The 21,817-nt window shown below is 46.2% G+C and carries 16 protein-coding genes and 1 pseudogene; 5 read left to right on the top strand and 12 right to left on the bottom strand.

The features are described 5' to 3' along the window. Window positions 1-24: 24 nt before the first annotated feature. The 4 genes from H1230_RS06000 to H1230_RS05985 form a co-directional block, all read right to left on the bottom strand. Window positions 25-1,038 carry a zinc-binding alcohol dehydrogenase family protein gene (locus H1230_RS06000; protein ID WP_239714634.1) on the bottom strand — a complete coding sequence of 338 codons (1,014 nt, stop codon included), beginning with the start codon at window positions 1,036-1,038 and terminating at the stop codon, window positions 25-27. 35 nt (window positions 1,039-1,073) lie between these two features. Continuing rightward, a complete protein-coding gene (locus H1230_RS05995) occupies window positions 1,074-2,006 on the bottom strand; it encodes an aldo/keto reductase (RefSeq protein WP_239714633.1) in 933 nt (310 codons plus the stop codon). A 71-nt stretch (window positions 2,007-2,077) separates the two neighbouring features. Beyond that, a complete protein-coding gene (locus tag H1230_RS05990; RefSeq protein ID WP_239714632.1) occupies window positions 2,078-3,619 on the bottom strand; it encodes a tagaturonate reductase in 1,542 nt (513 codons plus the stop codon). A gap of 24 nt (window positions 3,620-3,643) precedes the next feature. After that, window positions 3,644-4,480, bottom strand: a complete 837-nt coding sequence (locus tag H1230_RS05985) for an amidohydrolase family protein (protein WP_239714631.1) — start codon at window positions 4,478-4,480, stop codon at window positions 3,644-3,646. Window positions 4,481-4,640: 160 nt separating this feature from the next. Here H1230_RS05985 and H1230_RS05980 point away from each other — a divergent pair, with 160 nt between their 5' ends. Next, a complete protein-coding gene (locus H1230_RS05980; RefSeq protein WP_239714630.1) occupies window positions 4,641-5,504 on the top strand; it encodes an AraC family transcriptional regulator in 864 nt (287 codons plus the stop codon). A gap of 254 nt (window positions 5,505-5,758) precedes the next feature. Here the strand turns inward: H1230_RS05980 and gtfA are convergent, their stop codons facing one another. Then, window positions 5,759-7,201, bottom strand: a complete 1,443-nt coding sequence (gene gtfA, locus H1230_RS05975; RefSeq protein WP_239714629.1) for a sucrose phosphorylase — start codon at window positions 7,199-7,201, stop codon at window positions 5,759-5,761. 179 nt (window positions 7,202-7,380) lie between these two features. Here gtfA and H1230_RS05970 point away from each other — a divergent pair, with 179 nt between their 5' ends. The 3 genes and pseudogenes from H1230_RS05970 (at window position 7,381) to H1230_RS05960 (ending at window position 9,363) form a co-directional block, all read left to right on the top strand. Continuing rightward, window positions 7,381-8,373, top strand: a complete 993-nt coding sequence (locus H1230_RS05970) for a LacI family DNA-binding transcriptional regulator (RefSeq protein ID WP_239714628.1) — start codon at window positions 7,381-7,383, stop codon at window positions 8,371-8,373. Window positions 8,374-8,427: 54 nt separating this feature from the next. Next, window positions 8,428-8,961: pseudogene (locus H1230_RS05965) on the top strand (guanylate kinase); the annotation flags it as partial. Between the two features lie 36 nt (window positions 8,962-8,997). Further along, on the top strand, window positions 8,998-9,363 hold the full coding sequence (locus H1230_RS05960) for a hypothetical protein (protein WP_239717138.1): 366 nt from the start codon (window positions 8,998-9,000) through the stop codon (window positions 9,361-9,363). Window positions 9,364-9,458: 95 nt separating this feature from the next. On the opposite strand, the gene H1230_RS05955 is transcribed toward H1230_RS05960, so the two are convergent. From H1230_RS05955 to H1230_RS05925, 7 genes are all read right to left on the bottom strand, one after another. Further along, complete coding sequence (locus H1230_RS05955; protein WP_239714627.1) at window positions 9,459-10,862, bottom strand: glycoside hydrolase family 30 protein; 1,404 nt, start codon at window positions 10,860-10,862, stop codon at window positions 9,459-9,461. Between the two features lie 448 nt (window positions 10,863-11,310). Beyond that, the gene (locus H1230_RS05950) at window positions 11,311-12,876 is read right to left on the bottom strand and encodes an extracellular solute-binding protein (RefSeq protein ID WP_239714626.1); all 1,566 of its coding nucleotides are present in this window, start codon (window positions 12,874-12,876) and stop codon (window positions 11,311-11,313) included. 296 nt (window positions 12,877-13,172) lie between these two features. Further along, a complete protein-coding gene (locus tag H1230_RS05945; RefSeq protein ID WP_239714625.1) occupies window positions 13,173-14,111 on the bottom strand; it encodes a carbohydrate ABC transporter permease in 939 nt (312 codons plus the stop codon). A 14-nt stretch (window positions 14,112-14,125) separates the two neighbouring features. Continuing rightward, entirely contained in the window at window positions 14,126-15,046 is a 921-nt protein-coding gene (locus tag H1230_RS05940) for an ABC transporter permease (RefSeq protein WP_239717136.1), read from the bottom strand. Between the two features lie 288 nt (window positions 15,047-15,334). Further along, window positions 15,335-17,623, bottom strand: a complete 2,289-nt coding sequence (locus H1230_RS05935; RefSeq protein WP_239717134.1) for a helix-turn-helix domain-containing protein — start codon at window positions 17,621-17,623, stop codon at window positions 15,335-15,337. Window positions 17,624-17,637: 14 nt separating this feature from the next. After that, window positions 17,638-18,651 (bottom strand): LacI family DNA-binding transcriptional regulator, encoded by a 1,014-nt coding sequence (locus tag H1230_RS05930; protein ID WP_345773400.1) that lies wholly within the window; start codon window positions 18,649-18,651, stop codon window positions 17,638-17,640. Window positions 18,652-18,764: 113 nt separating this feature from the next. Beyond that, on the bottom strand, window positions 18,765-19,379 hold the full coding sequence (locus H1230_RS05925; RefSeq protein ID WP_239714624.1) for a pentapeptide repeat-containing protein: 615 nt from the start codon (window positions 19,377-19,379) through the stop codon (window positions 18,765-18,767). Between the two features lie 334 nt (window positions 19,380-19,713). Here H1230_RS05925 and H1230_RS05920 point away from each other — a divergent pair, with 334 nt between their 5' ends. After that, window positions 19,714-21,777 (top strand): methyl-accepting chemotaxis protein, encoded by a 2,064-nt coding sequence (locus tag H1230_RS05920; RefSeq protein WP_239714623.1) that lies wholly within the window; start codon window positions 19,714-19,716, stop codon window positions 21,775-21,777. Window positions 21,778-21,817: the final 40 nt, after the last annotated feature.

Below are 21,817 nucleotides of genomic sequence, written 5' to 3'. Positions count from 1 at the left end.
TGCTGCCCTGCTTCTATAGCTCCACTACAACTCTACCATAGCCTTGATGACCTTCTCTTCCGGCAGCAGCCAGCTGTCGAAATGAGCGATCATCTCCCCAAACGGCACGCGGTGCGTAATGTATGGCTCCACATGAATGCTTCCGCTCTTCAGCGCTGCCATCACCTGATCGAAATCCTCCAGCGTTGCGTTCCGGCTGCCCATGACCGTCATTTCCCGCTTATGAAACTCCGGATCATTGAAGGTAATCTCCTCACGAACCAGCCCGACATACACCAGCTTGCCGCCATGCCCTACGTATCGGAACGCATCCGTCATCGAACGTTGATTCCCGGTAGCATCGAATACAATTGTAGGGTAGTCCCCGCCTGTAATACTAGCGATTTGCTCAGTTGGATTCTGCCCTGCGTTGACGGTATAATCAACCTTCGCCCATTTCCGGCAAAAGTCCAGCCGCTCCTCATTGAGATCCATGGCAATCACCGTCGCCCCTTTTTGCTTGGCAAAAGCCATCACCCCGAGGCCAATCGGCCCCGCTCCAATAACAAGCACAACCTCGCCGGCGCGCAGCTCGGATCTGCGTACTGCATGCATGCCAATGCTGAACGGCTCAAGCAGAGCGCTTTGATCCAGCGTCAAGCCGTTGGTCTGGATGAGATGGCTTAGCGGCACGGATACCCGTTCTCTCATGCCGCCGTCAATATGCACTCCGAACACCTGCATATCCGTGCAGCAGTTGGTTTTACCATTGCGGCAGGCGATGCATTTCCCGCAGTGCATATATGGAATAATACTGACCTGGTCGCCTGCCTGCAGGCCCAGTTCGTTGTCTCCGATCTCCTCAATAATGCCAGCCAGCTCATGGCCCAAAATTCGCGGATATGTAAAGAAGGGCTGCTTGCCTTTGTAGGCATGCAGGTCAGTTCCACAAATGCCAATGCGCTGAATGCGCACCAGCGCAGACCCCTGAGTGAGCTTAGGTTCCTCCATCTCCTTGAATATAAATAGATCCGGCTGCTCACACACAATACTTTTCACGTTTCACCACTCCGCTCTGTTTAGGATAATTTCAGCTACAGATTATATTCCGTTCTTCCGCTCGGCCAGGTAAGATTATGAATCGGCTGCAGAATCTCCAGCACCTCTTGCAGAAGCTCTTCATTCATAGGCTCATCCGTCCAAGCGATGTTATTAGTGATATTCACTACACTGCCCGTACTGACCAAAGTGGTCGGTATTTGCTCATTCGCCACCGAGAATTGGACAGCCAGCTTGGCTAAATCCTCTCCTTTGGCCGCACAATGCGCAGCAGCCAGCTTGCAGACCCGTTTCAACTCTTCAGGGGCAGGATGCCAATCGGCTACAGGTCTTGTGCTGAGCAGACCCATCGAGATAGGTGAAGCACTCACAAGTCCAACCCCTTTTTCCTGCAGCAGCGGCAGTATATGAAGCAAGGAAGTATCATTCAGCGAATAATGGCAATAGGAGAGAATCACGTCCAGATCAGCCTTAGCCAAGGTATGCTCAAATACATGCAGCGGCAAGCCTGATACACCGACAAACCGAGCCTTTCCCTGCTCCTTTAACCGATACAATGCCGGAATTGCCTCTTCGATCACCTGTTCAAAAGGTACAAACTCCATATCATGCAGCAGCAAAATATCTACATAATCCGTCTCCAACCGCTTCAGACTAGCTTCTAAGCTGGCTGTGATATGCGCTGCTGTATAATTAAATTCCTCCGCGCCGATCCGGCCTGCTTTGGTGGACAAGAGGAATTGATCCCGGGATAAGCCTTTTATCGCTTTGCCCAGTACGGTTTCTGCCTTGGTCAATCCATAATAAGGAGACACATCAATATAGTTAATGCCCTGCTCCACTGCCGTATGGACGGTGCGAATGCCTTCCTCTTCGTTAATGTCTCTGAATACCGAGCCCAGCGAGGAAGCTCCAAAGCTTAAGACGGAAACGTCCAATCCGGTTGTACCCAGCGGTCTGTATTTCATTCGTTCACACACTCCTTAAGATAGAATTACAGAATTATAGAATTATAGAATTACAGAATTACATAATGACATCATTTTTTTCGCGCAAAAAAATCCACTGCTTCAGAGGAACTTCCCTCCAGTTCTTCTAGGTAGTAAGTAATCGCTTCCAACAATCCTTCAATCCGGCATAAGCTGCTGCCCCACAGGTCCTGATTATCCAATATCATAGCTGTCGTATCGACCAGCGCTCTATCCTCTGCACCGTACCAAATCCCCGCGAGGATTGAGAGAAGTGCCGGATCATCACGCAGTGGGTACTGTTCACCCAACAAGGTTATCCCTTGGAACCCCGTCGTTGTCTCTTGCACCTTATAATAGCGCAGCAGACCCGCAAACCCTTGAATCAAACGTTCAGGCAGTCCGCAGCCCAGTTCCACATAAGCCACGATCGAAGGCAGCAGCCGAACCTTGAATTTCACGAGGCTGTTCAGCGCGATATCAGCAAGATTATGCTGGATAAAGGGATTACTGAAGCGCTCATAGACACTATCCGCATACAAAAGCAGCTCAGAGGGTTCCATTGACGTTGTCCTGGACATCGACGGAATAATCTCCTGCTCTACCGCAGCCGCTACATAAACACCAAATTCAGCATGCTCCATAACCTCTCTTACATGACTCAAGCCATGCAGCAGAGCCAGCGGAGTCATTAAGGTATGTGCGCCGTTCAGAATACGCACCTTTCGCTGATGATAAGGCCGGAGATCCTGCACCCAATGCACATTCAGCCCGGATTTCTGCAGTGGCAGTTGCTGCTCCAGCTCAACTTCGCCTTCAATAGCCCAGAAATGATAAGGCTCCGCCACATTCAGCAACTCATCACGGTAACCCAGTTTGGCAAACCAAGCCTCTGCCTCACTCGCGGGGTAGCCGGTTACAATTCGATCTACCAGGCTGTTCAGGAAGCGATTATCCCGTTCTACCCATTCCATAAAAGCTGTGGAAAAGCCCCAATCCTGACTGTACTGCAGCACACAGCGCTTTAATTCATCGCCACCTCGCTCCAGCAATTCCAGCGGTAGGATCAGCAGACCTTTAACGGGATCGCCCGCAAAAGCCGTAAAGCGCTTATGCAGCAAATACGCCAGCTTTCCGGGGTACGACTCAATAGGTGTCCCATCCACAAGCACCTCAGGACGGTAGATCAAACCTGCCTCCGTTGTATTCGATACAATAATCTCCAGCTCTGGACTTTGACCAATACTCAGAAAGTCCACCCATTCCTGATAGGGATCAATCATTCTGGACAGCACTGGAATAATCTCCAACTTCTCCACTGCTTTCCCTTGCTCCAGACCGCGAATGATCAAGGTATATAGTCCGTCCTGCGTCTTGAGCGTCTCAAGTTTTGAACTTCCTGAAGACCGAGGCTGGCTTATAGCCACACTGCCTTCGAAATTCCCCTGCTTGCGACACTCGTTAATCATCCAGTCGAAGAAACCGCGTAAAAAGTTCCCTTCGCCGATTTGCAGTATTTTCACTGGCATACGCCTGATTTCTTCGGCTCCTTGGCGATCCGTGCTCTGCAAGCAGGACAGCTTCAATCTCTGCTCTGCGACATCCATTCCCATTCCTTCAGCTCCAATTCGCGCTAGCTATAATGGTAATCTATAGAAATCAGCCGCATTCCGCCCGAATAGATTCTCTCGTTCCTCTTGCGTGAACCCTTCAGGCAGACCTCTCTCCAGCACTTCCATCACTTCATCATAGCCTGCGGACAGCAGACATACTGGCCAGTCACTGCCAAACATCACCCGCTCAGACCCAAAGCAGTGCAGCACATGTCGGATATAAGGCAGAAAATCTGCCGTCTGCCAAGTATGCGGATTAGCTTCAGTCACCATACCAGAGAGCTTGCAATAGACATTGGAGTAAGTGGATATTTCACTAAGCTGACTGCTCCACGGTTCCAATACGCTATTCGCAATCTGCGGTTTGGCTATATGATCAATTACGCAGCGCAGATGTGGAACCTGTTCCAGCAGCTTCAGCACCGGGCCTAATTGGTCTGCGGTCACCAGCAAATCCACACAACTATTCCGATCTGCCAACCATTTAACCGCTTCCATATATGCTGGTTCAAGGATCACATTCGCATCCACCAGCTCCTGAATCATGAGGCGAACTCCCAGAAACTTGGGATGCTTGCTGAACCTCATATAATGCTCCCGATAAGCAGGATCTGTCAGATCCAGCCAACCCACAACTCCAAGGACGCGCTCCGACTGATCGCTAAGGGAAAGGATATATTCTGTTTCCGCCAATGTTGGCGCCGCTTGAACGACGATGCTCCCGTCTATTTCATGCATCTCCAAATGGGGGAGTAAATGCTCCGGCAGGTAATCCCGATATAACAGCGGCAGTTCAGGTGTGATCCAGCCGTAGTCACCCCGTTCAATCTTCCAGAAATGCTGATGTGAATCAATGCGCATTTTGGCTTAGCCTCCTTCATAATGCTATCCTGCAATGAGTCTCTATGTACTTTATATTAGCAGCAATAATAAATATTAAAATAACTTATTTATGCAGGATTGTACTCTTTTTTGATATTTGTTATGCTATTTTCAAGAAAACCACGAAAGGATTATAGTTATGGAACCTATTCGTAAGCAGTTTCATTCCGATGCGACCTTTCCTTTTGATATCGTTTACAGGGACACCAAGCAATCCCATGACGAGCTCCCGCATCATCTTCATGAATGGTGCGAGCTGATTTATGTATACAGCGGTACGGGAAGCTTTTTTATAGATCAGACTCTTTATGATATGCACGCCGGAGATCTGTTCATCATCCCCGAAGATACGATCCATCGGGCCTTTCCGGATGCAGCTAATCCAGTCACCTCAACGGCGATTTTCTTTAATCCTGTGTTCGTAAGGCCGTCTTTAATCGGCGATCCCTTCTCATACCTGCACCCCTTTGAGCAGAGCAAGAAGCGCAAAAGCTATAAATTCGCCTGCCCTCCTTCCTTTCAGACGCATTTAGAGCAGTATCTGGAGCAAATCTACGAGGAAATGCTGACCAAACGCAGCAGCTACCGGCAAGCCATTGTGCTGCATCTCCAGTATATTTTGTTTGGACTGATCAGGGAAACGGAACCGGAGCATCAGCCGGAGCTGGCTGGTTCCCATTACGGTCCTTTATGGATGCAGGAAACGTTGCGGGATATTGATATGCGCTTGTTCGAGGATATCGGTCTGGCGGTGCTGGCGAAACAGGCGGCGGTAAGCGCCGCACATTTCAGCCGCGTCTTCAAGCAATTAACAGGCATGAATGTGACCAGCTATATCACGACCAAACGAATTATTCATGCCAAAGAGCTGCTCCGCGAAAGCGACAGCAGCGTAAGCAGCATAGCCATGAGCTGCGGCTTTGAGAGCCTGCCGCATTTCTACCGGGTGTTCAAGAAGATTACCCGGGCAACCCCTACGGAATATAAGAAACAGCAGGGGTAAGGGTGGGTGAACAGCAATAAGACCGGGGCAGCCTTGGATCATCTAAGACTGCTCCGGTCTTATCTTTTGAGTCTATTGATATCAGATGAAAACGTGCGGATTGAGCGGAGGGTCGGAGGGATTCTGGAGAAACCCTATATTCATTGTTCAATCAGGAAATCGGGCTTTAACAGCGATCGTAAGAACCCTCCGAACCGTAGCAGCTCTACTCACAACAGGTCAGCCGCTGATTTGGGCTTTGAGCCAAAAAACCTTTAGAAGACCTTTTTGAAATCGGCTGCATCCGCCGCCGCAAAGATCGCGAATTGTTTGGTCAACAGGTTAGCTTCCAGCTTCGCTTCGTCGCCTTCATTCTTCCAAGTGATGATCAGCTCATGGGTATTGATCTGTTCAATCGTGATGTCCCCATTAAAAGCCGGACAGCTGTTTCTGAATTTCAGCAATTGGAACAGACGCTGCACAACCGGACGTTCGACCTCGGCCTCAATTTCCTCTTGCGTATAATAATGGCGGTTGATATTCCGCCCCTCTTTTGAACTCTCCAGCAGCTCAATATCATTCTCACCTGCCAACAGGCCCACATAATAAATCTGTGGAATTCCCGGTGCAAAGCATTGAATCGCCCGCGCCAACAGATAAGCCTGATCGTCATTGCCCAGTGCGGAATAATACGTGCAGTTAATTTGATAGATATCGAGATTGTTGTATGCTTCTGTGCTATATATCTTCTTCACATTGGCTCCCTGGTTATACAGGCTTTCCCGCGTCATCTCTGCCTCTTCATCGGATAACAGATCCTTGACATCGACCACACCAATCCCATCATGGGTATCTAGCGTAGTGAACTGCTGTCTTGGACAGATCTCCAGCCAATGCACCAGCCGGTGCACTTGTCCACTATACAAGGCATGTAAGACTAGCATAGGTAACGCAAAATCATAGACGTAATAATTCTGGTCGGCAATTTTCAGCTGGATACTATAATGTTCATGAATTTCCGGGAGAACCGTGACGCCATAAGGCGCAACAACCGCTGCGGAATATTTCAGCATGTCCCAGATCTCCGGTTCCACGAAGAAGCAATTGGTGCCGATTTTTTTGTTGGCGTAGGCAAAAGCATCCAGACGGATAATCGAAGCTCCTTTGTCCGCAAGAAAGGTCAGATTGTCTTTGACAAATTTCTTGGTCGTGTCTGTGGTTACATCCAGATCAATTTGCTGCTCATCAAAGGTGCACCAGACCTTTTCACTAGTGCCATCTTTAAAAGTAAGCTCGGCGTAAGGGGCACGCGGCTTGCGTTTATAGATCAGATCCACATCCTCCTGCGTCGGTTCGCCGCCAGGCCAGAAATCTTTATATCGTATGAATAAATCAGCATAGGGGGAAGCATCCTTCAGCTCAAGAAAATTCTGCACATAGGGAGACTGCCGGGAAATGTGATTGATCATGAAATCATACATCATGTAGAACTTCTGGCTCATCGCTTCCACTTCCGTCCAGTCGCCAAAGGCAGGTTCTACTTGGGTATAATCCATCGGCGCAAATCCCCGATCACCTGAAGAAGGGTAAAAAGGCAATAGATGAACCCCCCCTACTACACCCTGCAAATGCTTATCCAGCACTTCGTTTAATTCTTGTAGGTTTGCGCCTAGGCTGTCTGCATAGGTGATCAGCATGGCTTCATTCTTGATCTGCATGTTGAAGTTCCTCTCTACTTGCATTATTCACTCATTGTATGTCAAACGTTTTCATACGAATCATATCATATATAAAAGGGAATATTCATCAATTAATTTTGTGAATAAACATTTTTATGGTAACGTTATTATATTAGGATTGAAGTTCATGTACAGTTTTATGAAACGAGGATGAGGATATGGCTAGTATTAAGGATGTGGCCAAAGAGGCAGGAGTTTCAGTGACTACCGTGTCCAGAGTGATGAATAACCGGGGATATCTCAGTAAAGAGGTCCGCAAAAAAGTAGAGAAAGCCATTGAGACACTTGATTATCATCCCAATCAAATTGCCAGAGCGCTGCAGAAGAATCAAACCTTCTTCATCGGCATCATTGTGCCTGATTCCAACCACCCCTTCTTTTCCGACCTAATCAAGTATGTAGAAATGAGCGCCAATGAGCAGAACTATAAGCTGTTGATCTGCAATGCTCTGGAGGACCCTCAGAAGGAAGCCCATTATATTAGCATGTTGCGCCAGAATCAAGTCGATGGTATTATCATGTGCAGCCATACGATGAATATTGAAAGCTATCAGAAGGTTAACTTGCCGATCGTCTCTTTTGACCGATTCATTGCTGCCCATATTCCGTGTGTGGGTTCAGATAATTACCGCGGAGGCGAGCTTGCCACCGAGCACCTTATACAGCATGGCTGTAAACGATTGCTGCATATCTCTGGTCCACTGAATCTGGATGTTCTATCCAATCGGCGGCGGGATGCTTTTGTTATTACCTGTATGAAACATGGCCTAGACTACGATATTATCGAGGGTGCTCACAATAAGCTGACCTTTGATTATTTCTGGTCCTTTATCACGGAGAACCTTTCTCCAGATAAACTCCATACCTATGACGGTGTATTTTGCAGTAATGATATCGCCGCTTATGCCTTATTTATTTATGCCGAGCAACAGGGGATTCGGGTACCAGAGCAACTGAAAATTATCGGTTATGACTATCATAGCTTTACACGTATGCTGCAAAACCCTAAATTAACGACCATCATGCAGCCTAGTGAGCGGATCGGCAAGACGTTAACCAGCACATTGATTCAAATGATTGAGCACAAGAGCGGAGAGTTAATGAACAACATCACGGTGGATGTAACGCTGATACAAGGGGATACCACTTGAATTGGGTTTAGAAGATCACGCTGACCTAGGGCGTTGAAGAAGGAGAAATCATAAGTGGGACAAATTGTTGTATTGTATGGGCCTTCTGCATCCGGCAAAACACAGATTCAACAACAACTGACCAGTCCGCAGCTCCCCAAAATCATTACAGCAACGACCAGGGAGCCAAGAGCAGGTGAGGTTGATGGTGTTCATTATTGGTTTCTGGACAACCAGCAGTTTCTGGACAAAATGGAGCAGAATGCGCTAGTCGAATGGACAAATTATAACGGACAATATTACGGAACGTTGCGTTCGAGCATTGAGGAGGTCATATCCGGGCCGCATAATGCCAACATTATCTTGGATCTTTCTGGCGTGCTGGCGCTGCAAAAATATTATGCGCAGCATATTACCGCCATTTATATTGGAGCTGATCTTTCCAGCTTAAGCCGCCGGCTTGCGGAGAGAGGCAGCGACCTCGCTGAAGTCGCCGCCAGACTCCGAAAAGCAGAGGAAGAAGAGCTGAACAGTCGTTATATGGAAGCCGCTAACGCAGTTGTTTGGAACAACGACGACACTGATTTTGCCGAAACGTTAAGTCAGGTGAAGAAGATTATTGCTGTTCGAGGGATGAGCACCAACATGGAAAATGTATCCAGTGTAGATAAATTGGAATCAATAAAATCATTCCAGTCGACAATCCGTAAATCCGAAAAGGCCTTGGCTCAGATGACTGAGAAAGGCGCAAATACTACTTTATTAATAAAACGACTCAAAGCTCTTCACATCGGCTTAACCATGCTAGAAAACATTTGGAATCAAAGACCCCATCATTACACCGAGGAAGATTTAGCAGAAACTCACAATGTTCTTACTGGTTTATTCCCTTCAATTGAGAGCACTTACGCTAAGTCAAAGGCAGGTAGTCCTCAAAGAACGCTTTTAGAAAGAAGAATTAAAGCATTTGAACTTGCTATTCAAGCGATTGATGATCTTTCCAATGAATAACTATTCTCTCTACAAATTCCCTAATAATGCTGAGCTCCTTTGCGAAGAACTCTCGGGGACTTAGCATCATTCGTTTTTTCAGCCTCAAATTCTACTCAGAGGCCTTGCCAGCAGTAGGTTCCGACTGTTTTGGCCGACAACGCAGCCGTGAATTGGCTGCCCTCGCATATAATCCGAAAGCTCTGCTCCACTTCAGTCTGATTGATAACTACCATAACAAGACCACCGTCAGGATTTCGGAAGGCTACATTGGTTACCGTATCCACCGAACCATAAGAACTGCCGATTCTTACCGCTCCCCGTTCAACAAATCGGCTATATTGTCCCAGCAGATAGAATTCAGGAGTCTTCCAATACAGATCCACTTGTGACGCATCTTGGATAAGCATCGTTGGACCCGGCGTTCCGGGCCATTGATGGGTTCCGATATTGCTGTCGAGCATGGTGACCCAGGCGTTGTAGCTGCTGGCATAATTCCGGAAATATCGCGCCATCCGATCCGCCCCCTGTGTGCCCCATAATGATCTCTCCGTCAAATAGAGCGGTTTATCCGGGTAGGCTGCATGGATTTCACTCATGACCTCAGGTTCTCCTTCGTAATCGTGAAGCGCAATTCCATCGACCACAGCGTACCCGTCTTCAGCATTTAGGATCGGGGTAATATATGACCAGACATCGCTGAAGTTATGATCAAACATCCAGATTTTCGTAGGCAATCCGTGCTCAATAAGCTCTTTCTTCAACGCCACAGCCAGTTCCTGCTGCACTTCCGGAGGCATATAACAGCTGGGATAATCGGTTTCCAGCAGCGGCTCATTCTGCAGAGTCATAGCATGGATAGGAATCCCCTGCTCTTGATAGGCCTGAATCGCCAAACGATAATATTTGGCCAAGGCCGCGGTGTATTCCTGGCCCTCTTTTAGACGGCCTTTTTTTAGACTGTTACCTGTCTTCATCCAGGCCGGAGGACTCCAAGGAGAAGCGAAAAAAATAGTGTTGGGAGCAACATCTAGTAGCTGCCGAAGGGTCGCGATGATCGCCAGATCGATATCTTTTTGAATTGAGAAATCCTTGAGTTGGAAATCCGTCTCTCCAGCTTCAAGATCATCATAGGTATAGAAGGGCTGCGCGGTGAAGTCTGAGGTGCCCAGCGTAATACGAAATAAATTCAGTCCAATGCCGAGCTGTGGATTCGTTAATTGCTTCAGGATATCCAGCTGTTCCGAAGCCTTCATTCGAGACAGATTATGTACCGTCGTCTCTTCCAGCGAACTCCCAATCCCCAGAATTTCCTGATAGGTCTGCTCAGGCGTCACATGGAGAGTTGTTAGCTCTGACACCTGCGGAAGACTCCAATTCAGAGCAGCTTGCTGGCTCAGCTGATGGGGCAGTTCCTGCGGTCCTTGAAACCAAGAGTTACGTCCAGGCATGGATTCGGAACTAAGCCAAACCTCTACTTGGCGTGGTGTGTTGTCCCTGCTATTCATTGTGCTTTTCATCGTGAGTAATCTCTCCTTTTATACTGAACCTTCGTCCCTTCATTAAATCGCCGTACAGCCTTCTCCAACGGATGGGAATATAGAACATTTCAGCAGATTAGCGGGAATTTCTCCCTCTAAATATACGATTATCTAGCTATTATGAAGATTAGTGGGAATTTCTCCCTCTAATTTCACCTATTTGAGGATAAATTAACGATATGTCTATAATTAGCGGGAGCTTTTCCCGTTAATCCCCAAAAATCATAGATTTTCGCTGAAATAGCGGGAGGTTTTCCCTCTAAATTCAAAAGTACACCTCACTTACTAAAAAATCTTACAGTAAACTCTGTTTTCTATTGAAAAACCAGCACTGGCTTCACCTGTGAATTGGAGCGTAAACTTCCGTTTCTCCTATAATTCAAAGAAAGCGGCGAAATAAACCTCGCCGCTTCCACTAAATCCAAATCTATTGAATTCCCTTTTCATCAAAATATTTCGTGGATTCCTCTTTCACATACGCCAGCAGCTTCTCCACTCCGGCTGACTTCAGCTTTTCGCGGTAGGTTGTTAAGGAAGCATCTACATCCTGAGTCAAGCCCAGCATCAGCGGTTTGCCATATTGCTCAAAGACTTGATTGACTGCAGCCAACTCTGTCTTCACCGGCTCGTAGTCCAGATAGATCGGTCCAAAAATATCCGGTTTACTGATCGGCTTGAACTCTTCTTTCAATGCGTCTAGCCCATCCCAGCCTCCTTTTTCTTTCTTCATGTTGGGTTCGTACCGCCAGCCCCAGCTTGCGATGTCATATCGTGGTGTTACGTTCAGATCCACACCAGGTGCCGGAATGACAATGGTCTTGTCGTCCTCGCCTTTAGCCCAGTGCGTGCCCTCGATTCCATAAGTCATGAGGTTGAAATATGCCGGATCGTTACGCAGCTTGTCGAGCACCATGAGCGAACGCTCCGGGTTCTCTGCACTCTTTGGTACAGCCATGCCGTTGGCAATTGGAAGTGTCGGGATTACATAGTTGTGGAAACGAGTAAACGGGAAATACCCGATGTCCATCTTCAATCCCTTGGCCTTCACTTCATTAATAAACCCACCCGCACTAGACGGGTTCCGCCAGTAAAGAGCGCCTTGTCCAGTCTTAATGAAATCGCCAGCTTCCTGCTTCGAGGAAAGAGAGTTTTTGTTCCAATAGCCTTTTTCCTCCCACTCCTTCATCTTCTTCACCCAAGCCTCGTACTCGTCGGTGAACGGTACAATCTGAATATCGCGCGGATTATCATACGATGTTGCGCCAATAATCTCGCCGCTAATCATTTGGAAATCACTCGAGAAACGGAACAGGCGGTTAACATTCTCATAAGCTGCGCCGTTAATTGGAGTTACGTTCTTTTTGGTTTTCACTGCATCCATATAAGCTTCAATGGAAGCCAGATCCGTGAATTCCGGCAAACCGAATTCTTTAAGCCAGTCTGCACGATATACGTAGCCGTCAGGTGTATACTCTGAATTGGTATTCGGTACCGCGAAGATTCCACCAGCTACCGTTACTGATTCCCAGTCCTGCTTCGGTACATTCCCCCAGGTTACAGGAGCATAAGTTGGCAATAATTCCTTCAGATCCAGAAAAGCTCCCTGTTTAGACAGCTTGTAGAAATCAGCCCAATTGGAGGCGAAGATCATATCAATCTTCTCACCGGAGGTCAGCAGCAGATTATATTTAGTCAACCAGTCGTTCCACGTCGTAAACTTCACATCAATGGTGGTGTTCAGGTCTTTCTCCAGCATTTTGTTCCATTCCGCAATGATCTTATCTTGATCTTTATGCGCATCACCAACCAGATACCAGGTCAGCTTCACTTTCTTCAGCGGCTCTGCAGTCGGTTCACCTTGAACGGCAGTCGCATTTTCTTTCACTCCGTTTTCCTGGGCCGCGTTGTTATTTCCGCCTCCACAGCCCGCTACCAGCGAAATCAGTAAAGACATTAGCAGCACGAGCGTTAACCTCTTTGTTCCCCTTTTCACATTGACTCCTCCTAAAAGTTTTGTTAGCATCTACTTCCTGACTCAGCTTCGTACAAAACTGCTTCGAAAGCATACGCTTGTGTTTTGTTAGCATCTACTTCCTGTTTCAGCTTCGTACAAAACTGCTTCGGAAGCATACGCTTGTGTTTTGTTAGCATCTACTTCCTGTTTCAGCTTCGTACAAAACTGCTTCGAAAGCATACGCTTGTGTTTTGTTAGCATCTGCTTCCTGTTTCATACGCTTGTGTTGAATAAGCTATAAAATAATGATGCTATTGTTAGCCGGTCACCCGGTTCTAACCTTTGACAGCTCCAACCGTAAGTCCCTTTACGAAAAAACGCTGGACGAACGGATAGAGTAGAATAACCGGTCCTGTGGCTACAACAGCAACAGCCATCTTGAGTGTTTCGGTGGGCGGCACAACGTTCGCGGCCAGATAAGAGCCGTTATTTGTCTGCAGCACCGCGGCGCTGGACAGGATTTTGTAGAGCAGGAACTGTAAAGGAAACCTCTCGTCGGACGTAATAAACATATTGGCGTTAAACCAATCGTTCCAATAGCCAAGGGCGAGGAACAGTCCAATTGTAGCCAGACCTGGTGTGGACAAAGGCAGGATCAGCTTCCAATACACCCGGAAGTCTCCGGCTCCGTCTATTTTTGCGGACTCCACAATGGACTCCGGAATAGATTTCATGAAGCTGCGCATCAGAATGATATTCCAGGCACTGAGCAAGGGCGGCAGGATTAGAGCCCAATAGCTGTCCTTAAGGTCCAAGTATTTCGTCATCATGATATACCAGGGAATCAGTCCGCCACTGAACAGAGTGGTGAAGTAGATGAAGAAGGATAAGCTGTTGCGGTAGGCAAAATCCTTGCGGGACAGGACATAACCAGCCATCGAGGTCAGAAAAAGCCCCAGTAAGGAGCCCACTACCGTAACTCCAATGGTTACACCGTAGGCATGGTAAATTTGCTCCGGTGTGCTGAACACCGACTTGTAGGCTTCAAATGATATGGCGCTCGGGAACAGCTTGAAGCCCTCGGAGATAATCTCCAATTCATCCGTGAACGAACCCACTACGATTAGCCAGAACGGAATCAGACAGATTAATGAAATAAGGGTCAGCAGGGTATAGCCGATAATGTTAAAGATGACAGTCTCTTTATCTTCCTTAATCTTTGTGCTTTTTCTTTTTCCACGTACAGTTACTAGCTTTTGTGCTTCGGTACTCATCCTTATCCCCCCCTTTAGAACAGTGCGTATTCTTCGCGTGTCTTCTTGATAACGTAGTTAACCAGCATGATCAGCGCAAAGCCGAAGAAGGACTGGTACAGGCCCGCCGCCGTTCCCATGCCAATGTCGAAATTGACCGTGAGCGAACGGAACACATAGGTATCAATGATATCCGTGGCGTCGTACAGCATGCCGTTATTCCCAATGATCTGATAAAAGAGATCGAACTGGCCTTTTAGAATCCCACCAAGACTAAACAGAATGAGCAGAATGAAGGTAGGCATTAGCAGCGGCATCGTAATGCGGCGAATCTGCTGAAAAATGTTGGCTCCATCAATTTTGGCGGCTTCATAATACTCGTCACTAATGCTCATAATGGCTGCCAAATAAATGACGGTGCCGTAACCGATGCCTTTCCAGATATTGAAGAACACAATAATGTATTTCCACGGTGCCGTCTGAAGGTAGAAATCGTAGGGCTGCAGTCCAAATTGCTTCAGCATCGTATTGACCACCCCGAGGTCTGAGAACAGGTTGAACACGAAGGCGCCAACCAATACCCAGGAAAGGAAATAAGGTAGAAACATCAGCGATTGCGCGGTTTTTTTAAAAAACTTACTGGAAAGCTGCGCCAGGAATATCGCGCATATGATCTGCATGATATTGCCGAGAAGAATGAAAGCCAGATTATAGAGCACGGTATTCTTCGTCAGATTCCAGAGGATACCCGACTTATACAGAAACTCGAAGTTCTTCAGCCCGATAAACTCACTCCCGAACAGTCCACCGTCGAAATCAAATTTCGTAAAGGCGTAATATACGCCGACCATTGGAATGTAGCTGAAGATAATAAAAAACAGCAGTGTTGGCGCAATCATTAGGAACAACACTTTATTTCGATTCAACTCGCGGAGAATTCCGCTTTTTCCAGACATCACTTCACAGCCTCCCTCAACCTTCATCTCAATAGGATAATGCCGCCGTTATCTGTATCCGGCTGCAAGCTTCATATTAGGAGAGAGCTGAGAAACGGGCAACTAACCATACCCGATATAAGTCACTTTTTACCCGCAACCGGGACTACTCTTTTGCGAACTCACTCTCCTTTTCCGATACAGCCCAGTCATACCAAGGGTTCTTGTACCTTGCAGTGCATGCTGAACAACAAAAGGAAGGTCAGGGTAACCGCCCCCAGCCTTCCTCTCACACTAATGTAAGCGGTATCAATTTGAAATAACACTATCTCCGTTTACTGCATTCTGTTGTTGTCTGCCATTCTTCCGATACTCTGCTGGCGTCACACCGTTATACTTCTTAAAGGCTTTAAAGAAATACGGATTATTCGCAAATCCTGTCTGCTCCGCAATTTCCCCGATGGAACAATCACTGTGGATGAGCAGCTCACGGACCTTATTCATTCGTACCTCCTGTATATAGCTAAGAATGGTCTGGAATGTATGCTGTTTAAATAGGCGCCCAATGTAGGTGGCCGACATGCCAAGTTCATCCGCAAGCATTTCAAGAGAAAGATTCGGGTCCGCATACCGCTCATCGAGAATTCGCTTAATACGGCCAGGCATATCATCCTGTCTGTTCTTTCTTCGCTCCTCCATATGCTTCTCCAGCAGCTCGAACAAGGTCACATAACGTTCCGTAAGCTCTTCAAGCGTTTCTACTTGTGAATGCATATACAGCTGGAGTGATGGAATAGACAGTTCTCCGGAAGAAGACGAATGCTGCCTGATCGTACGAATCGCGTTCTGCAGTGCAAAGGTTACATGCGAAACAGCCAGCTGATACGAGATATATGAATAGTTGGCTGTGTCCCCAATAATATCGTTGAATAGCCGTTTCACTTCCTGGATGCGCCCGAGCATAAGCTCGTCAATCAGCTGTTTCTCTAGGTGCAGCGGGTATTCATAGTGCTTTGCTTTGTTCTGTTCAATGGTTTCGGCTTCAATATAGCTGCCAGCTCCGCTAAATACACGACTGAAGGAAGCTTCTGCCGCCTGCTGAAATAAGCTATGCAACGACTGTACGCCCGTTCCGTTCATGCTCGCCGAAATGGTTATGGACAGCTTTAAATACTGGGAAACTGCCTCTTGGATCAGACCTGAATAATATCGGTAAGCGCCATTCTCTGCCACTTCTTCTTTCTTAGCTTGTATTATGATCGCCACGCGGTCCTCCTCCAGATCAGCGGCTGCCGCAGACAGTCCCTCGCCGTGCAGCAGCTCCTGGGCAATATTCAGAATGCCGTACCGCAGCAGCTTGCGGTCTTCCGTCGAATATAGATCAATTAGCGAACGGTAATCATCCACCGTAATCAGGAGCAGACGAAACGGCCGCGCTGGGTCCAGTTGAATTCCATAGCGCTGGAACATAGCTTTTGCCCGCTCGGAATCAGTTTGCGTATACCCGTTCAGCAAGCCCCGCAAATAATCCGAACGCATAGCTTGCAGACTCTCCCGTTGTTCAGATTCCAGATTGCCAAGTCGGGAGAGCTTATGGTTGAGACCTGAGAACAAGCGCCGCGATATGAGATAAGAGAGCGCCAAGCCAGCAAGTAGAATCGTACCGGCAATTAAAAAGGTTTTGGTACGCATATTGTCAATACGTTCGCTAATCAGCGCGTAAGGAACGATGCGGATATACCGCCAGCCCAGATAATCGGGTTCACTATAGGTGACGAGGGACTTGATGCCGTCAACACGCGTGGCGAAATAACCAGAAGATAGCCCATCCTGCAGAATACAATCAATATAAGCAGTACCTTTCATGTCGGTCAGCATTGGAGTCGTCCAGCTATTGGAGACTAGAATGCCGTTCTTGTCGATTAGAAACGTATTCGCGGGGTCACTAGTCAGTGAACCGTCGATATGCTTATGCAGCTGCGTTTCTTTGATATTTACAATGACAGCGTTTCTGCGTTTGCTTTTCGTCAGTGTGTCATACAGCAAAAAGGTGTACGTATCACGTTCCTTCTCCGCTATATTGCCGACCAGCCCCTCGATCCGCAGCTTGCGGGGAATTGGCATCAACGTCTCATAGTCCTCAATATGCTGCAGCATCCCCTTCATTTCCAGGTCATAAAATTCAGATTCACTGAAGACTGAAGGTACACTCATGTCCGAACTGACGTAAAATGTACGCGCTTCCGCATTATAGACATAAATGGAGTCGATGAAGGGAGACGTCTCCCGGTAATTTGATAGTTGCTTCACTGCCGAAGAGATATCTATTGCACTTACATTCGCAAAATTGAGCAGATTGGCCACATTCTGGTCACTGTGAATCTGTTTGGCAAAGGTTGCCGCAGTGACCGCCATCACCGAGGCTTCCTGCGTGGTCTGGGCTAAGCTATCCATCGTCTGATCATACGACTGGTTCAGGGCAATCCGCTCAAAATTCAGATACAAAATACCTGACAAAATAGAAATCGTAAGAAAAATCGTAATCGTCATCACGGAGAAAAATTTCCCATAGTATTTGTTATCTTTTTCGCGCGGCATTTTAGACACGATTGTTATCCCTCCTTCCCCGAGGACCCTTTGACTATCAGCGTGGAATGAATCTTGATTAACTGTTTCTGTGTCCGGACATTACCGTTCATTTGATCAATAAGCCGATCTGCAAGCAAAGCTCCCATATCATAAAGCGGCTGTTCCACGGAGCTAATCTTCGGCTTAACGTAGTTGGTGATCCGGATATTGTCCACGCCAACAACGGCCATATCCCCCGGAATAGCAATGCCGAGCTCCGCACAAGCCTTGTACACACCCAGTGCCATTTCATCATTTGCCGTAAATACAGCCGTAAAATCTCCATTCATTTCCCACAGCCGCTTGAACGCTTCATATCCGCCCTCTTCACAGAAATCCCCATTGTCGATCAGCTCGGATAGTATCGGCAAGCCCGCTGCCTCAAGTCCAGCTCGATAGCCCTGCAGTCGCCCCATGCTGTCAACCGCCTGATCATATCCGCTGAGAAAAGCAATCCGACGATGTCCCCTCTCCACCAGATGCTCCACCACCTCATGTCCAATCCTTTGGTTGTCCGTATAAGAACAAGGAATGCCATGATGTTCAAGTCTACGCCCGATTAACCCAATGGCATAATCCTCGTCCGCGAACGAGATAATCTCCTCGTCGGTTAACTGGGGTGTAACCAGAATTAAACCGTCAACCGTACGATTCTGTAGGAGTGAGAGAAACTCCAATTCTTTCCCTTTCTTGTTCTGCGAATCGCAGATCAGAATTTTGTATTTGAGCATGTTGGCCGTGTTCTCAATGCCTTTGATGATTTCCGCATTATAAGACACTCCGATATCAGTCACAACAACAGCCAGAGTCATCGTTCTCCGGGAGCGCAGCTGTTTCCCCATGGCATTAGGTGTATAATTCAGTTCCTGAACAGCCTGCAGCACTTTCTTCTTCGTCTCTTCTGTGACCAGCGTACTTCCGTTCAATACCCGGGATACAGTGGCCGGAGATACCCTAGCTTGCTGAGCAACATCGATAATCTTGCTGTCCTTCATCATTTCACACGCTTTCATCGTTGGATAAAACTATTATAAATGTGAATGAAATCGATTTCAAACAAAATAATAAAAAAACATCCCATACTTCGCTGGAAGTGGGATGCGCTCTGATTTCAATCTACCTTGGCACCATAGGAGCGTAGAAAAAGGACCGCTTGTTCTCTGTCCATTCGCGCACCTTTTATATCTTTAATATCCAGCGATTTCAAATCAACCGCATCCAGATTGGCACCTCGCAGATCAGCACTCATCAGTTTGGTTCTGCTAAAAATCACTCCAGTCAGGTCACAGTCCCTTAAGTCAGCTTTCGCCAAATCAGAGTCCGTAAAATCAGCTTCATAGAATCGAATCCCTCTCAAATCCTGCTTGCCTAATTTGGTATGCCGCAGATTCGTATAAGACCAGTCGCCATCTCTCAGCGTAATTCCATCCATTTGCGCCCCGGAGAAGTCTGACCCGGTCATTTTACAAGAGATGAACTTGGAGACGAAGAGATTGGCACCACTAAATTTGCAATTCTCAAAGGCTGATTCCGTGTGAATAGAGGCATTTAACGAAGCACCTTTAAAATCACATTCAATAAATCGGCAATTGCTTGTATCTATTTCTTCCATTGATGTATTCATAAATGTACAATTTTTAAAAACACAGTGTATTATTTCTCCATAGCGCAAATCCTGCCCATCAAAATGGATATCTACAAATTCCTTATCCTTGTGTTGATACATAGTTTCCTCCGACATAAGTAATATTTCCCCCAACTCTTCCCCAAAAATAGTTACTGGTGTAACTGATTCCTCCGAACAATGTGACTATTCTTCACCCATATATTTCTCTATTAACATTCACTCTAAATTTAATTGTATCACATGAATGTCAATACTAATTACCAGAAAAATGTTAATGAAATCGATTTTAAATATTAATTAATTTCACAAAAGCGTTAATTGGATAAATTTTCAAATTATTCGCCCTTCATTAGCAAGACTCGCAACCGATAAAGATAAGTGACCTTCTTTAGAAAGGGTCAGTGGAAAATGAAAATAGGAGAGATTAGACATCATGGGGAAAAAGACAGAGTTATTTCACAAATTAAGAAATATTTCTTTACGGGTAAAGCTCCCAGCTTTAATCAGCTTACTAGTTGCTGTGGTTCTTCTAGCAACATCCATTACAACTTACATGTTCTCATCCGATTTATTACTGAAAAAGAGTAAAGATGAAATCAATGCAAGTGCTGACCGTATAGCTGAAGGTCTTTACACTGCGATGCAGTTGCAAGAACAGACAGCTTATTTGATTTCAGTTCATAATACATTCCAACAATTATTACTATTAAGAGCACAAGGTACAATGTCTGAATCAGACTTTTTATCTTCTAGCAATCCGTATTTCAACAAATCAAATGAACTTCTCCTCAAAAGTTTAGAAGGAACAAGAGGAAATGAGTCCATGTTGGTGCTAGATGCCAAAGGAACGATTATTGCCGGAACAAAAACTGAGAATATCGGTTTATCCCGATCAGATCGCGAATACTTTACTGAAGCTTTAAAAGGGAAATCATTTATCAGTGATGCTATTGTATCTAAAAGTAGCACAGAACTATTATTGGCTTTTTCCCAGCCCATCAAAGATAAAGAGGGAAAAGTACTGGGCGTCTTTGCCATGACAGTAAATAGCACTTTTTTTGTAGAAAAATTAGGTGAAATCAAAATTAATGGTCAAGGGAAGATTGAGATACTGAGTCGTGGTGGAATTATACTATATAACAGTACTGATCCATCCAGAAATGGACAAAGCCTCGGAGACAGTCCGGAAATTATAGCTTTCCTAGCCGATCGAGCACTCGGAGAGATTAAAATACAAACCACTGAGATCGGTAATGACTATCTGCGAATAAATAAAATCCCAAATGCTGACCTGATCATTTCAGTTATTGATTCATACGATGATATCAACCGTCCTATTCATGATATGTTTACGAAGATGTTAATAGTTACTCTTGTAGCTATTATTGTGGCGATAGGATTTGGATTACTGCTTTCCCGTTATATTACTAATCCGATTCTGAGCTTAACTACGCTGTTCAAACAATTAGCTAAGGGCGATTTAACCGTTACAGCTAGCGGGAAATATGATAGTGAGTTCAAAGACTTAGCCGACAGCTTTAATGGTATGGTGGCCCAAAATAGGGATTTAATTACCAATATGAACAAATCTATTGCGGTACTCAATGCCAGCACGAATGAGCTTGAGGAGTCTTCTAAGCAGACTGCTCAATCTATCAACGAAACTTCGGTTACCTCAATGGAAATTGCCAGGGCCATGGAATCTCAATCCAATGATACAGAGCAAATAGTAGATAAGTTCCATGGATTTGGCGAGAAATTTGTTGCGATGAACGGCAATTCCCAATTGGTTAGGAATCGAGCAGAAGAAATTGTCGAGGTATTCCATACAAGCAATCAAGTCGTTGAGGACCTTATTCAAATTAATGATAAGAATGAACAGGAAGTTCACAAAATCTCGGAAATCACACTCAAACTTCAAGAAAGTTCAAACAGCATTAGCACGATTACAGGAGCCATTAGTGAAATTGCAAACCAAACCAATTTACTTGCCCTTAATGCTTCTATCGAGGCAGCGAGAGCAGGTGAATACGGCAGAGGATTTGCTGTTGTTGCTTCTGAAATTCGGAAGCTTGCAGAACAAAGTTCGAAGCAATCGAATGAGATTAACTCGATTATCCAACAGAATCTTTCGTTTGTAGCTGAGAATAACCAAAGTGTAACGGAAATCAACAACATCTCCATTCAGCAGAATGAGCTTGTGGGTCAAACCCAAGCTGCATTCAGAATCATTTTGGAAAAAATTACGGAAATTACGGATCAAATTAAAGCGATGGCAAACGAGGTCGCCCATATGGAGAAAGATAAAAATGAGGTTCTGGAGTCGGCACAAAGCCTTTCGGCTTCAGGAGAAGAAGTATCTGCATCAATTGAGGAAGTCACCGCTACGATGATGGAGCAATCCGCAACTGTCCAACAGCTGGCTGATATGGTTGAGACGATTGATCATCTGACTAAAGAGCTTGGGGAAGCGGCAGCAAAATTCAAAGTGGAATAACGTATACACCAAGAGGCCATTACTCTGTACAAAGGAGAAT

Source organism: Paenibacillus sp. 19GGS1-52 (assembly GCF_022369515.1).
Classification (GTDB): domain Bacteria; phylum Bacillota; class Bacilli; order Paenibacillales; family Paenibacillaceae; genus Paenibacillus_AQ.
This window is presented reverse-complemented; position numbering and strand designations above follow the sequence as displayed.